Source organism: Labrys sp. WJW (genome assembly GCF_001676615.1).
In the GTDB taxonomy this organism is placed as follows: domain Bacteria; phylum Pseudomonadota; class Alphaproteobacteria; order Rhizobiales; family Labraceae; genus Labrys; species Labrys sedimenti.
In genome coordinates this window covers 1-1320 of sequence record NZ_LYXZ01000129.1, presented here as the reverse complement: position 1 = coordinate 1320, position 1320 = coordinate 1, and the positions used below count along the sequence as shown (strand labels likewise).

Annotated in this window: 2 protein-coding genes; one reads left to right on the top strand and one right to left on the bottom strand. The window is 58.7% G+C overall.

All coding sequences use genetic code 11. The features are described 5' to 3' along the window. Positions 1-354: recombinase family protein (locus BA190_RS34935; RefSeq protein ID WP_162275298.1), on the bottom strand; the 354-nt coding region annotated here is incomplete at its 3' end. A gap of 221 nt (positions 355-575) precedes the next feature. On the opposite strand from BA190_RS34935, the gene BA190_RS34930 reads away from it, so the two are divergent. After that, on the top strand, positions 576-992 hold the full coding sequence (locus tag BA190_RS34930; RefSeq protein ID WP_068299818.1) for a hypothetical protein: 417 nt from the start codon (positions 576-578) through the stop codon (positions 990-992). Positions 993-1320: the final 328 nt, after the last annotated feature.

Below are 1320 nucleotides of genomic sequence, written 5' to 3'. Positions count from 1 at the left end.
GAACTGTGCGAACCCCGCGAAGATGTTCAAGATGAGCCGCCCGGTGGCGCTCTTGGTGTCCACCGTCTCACCGCCCAGATTGAGGACCCGCAGCGCCGTCCCCTTCTCATCGAGTTCCTTCACGATTTCCCAGAGCCCCACGGTAGAGCGGGCCAAGCGGTCCACCTTTGTGACTACCAGCGTGTCGCCCTTGCGGGTGAATATCCGTGCCTTGCGAAGCTGCGCCCTCACGTCCACTGAGAATATCTGCTCCGAATAGACCTCCTCGCACCCCGCCTCTTTGAGGTCCCGAAGCTGGGCCTGAAGGCCAGCCTCTTGTTCCGTGGTCGACGTCCTGGCGTATCCGATAAGCATGCCCGTCAAGCCCCCCTTGGTGTCCAATAGGATCACGAGATGATGAGGCGCAATGTCCAGAATGCCAGGAGGGAGTCTATTGGACGCACCTGAGGAGCAAAGCGGACACGTCCATGGGCAGGGTCCAATGGATACGCCATCTCCCAGCGGCGTGCATTGACAAGCCAAGCGTAAGTGAAGGATGCAACGCTGTATCGATGTTGATCGCTGGAAGGTGTGCGATGGCGAGCTACGAATTTGAACTAGCTCCGCCCCCGGAACCGGGTCGTGACCGGGAGTTATGGCTGATGCACGCGGCTGGGCTCATTCTATTCGAGGATGTAGGAAAGTATGCGCGAGGCGAGATTGCCCCCGGCCTCGATCCGGTTGCACGCGAAGCCGCCGAAAAGGCAATCAATGACGCACTCTATGGGCTGATGATGGTTATAGACGGCGTTTCTGGCCGTTTGACGAATGATGAACATCAAGTGACGCTGGGCTTCAGTGCAAAACTAGAGGCAGCGCCCCATGCTTCACCAAGCGAACCCACGGTTCTGGATCTATTCAATTCCGATGGCATGTGTATCGGATTTCATCATTGGCGCGAGGGAGATTTCGGTCCGGATGCGGTGATACGCACTAGCGGCGACAAGGTGTAGAGGCTTAGTAACGAAACGAGGCAGCCGGCACAAATTCGCTGCAATACAGAAAGTCGCCGCCCCTCTTGAAATTCCCCTTTAGTTTCAATAGGTTTCCTTTTCCTAGGCGCAATCCTCTTCTGGGCACCAATTTCCGAAAGGCTCGACGAGGCTGACGGCCCGTCGGGCCTTTTGCATTTCGGGGCCTCGCAGAGCGCCGCCCAAGCCCGCGCCACGGATTTCAGCTATCCTCGGCTTTCAGCTGTCGTCGCGCAGTCTCTCGGCCCGTTCGCGGGCTTCAGGGGGGATCGGCAGCAGGCCGGAGCCCCGCAGCATCGCCTCGATCGCC

What these genes read in the sequence shown, in the direction of transcription:
- BA190_RS34930 (WP_068299818.1), top strand. Translation starts at nt 576, where the DNA reads ATGGCGAGCTACGAATTTGAACTAGCTCCGCCCCCGGAACCGGGTCGT.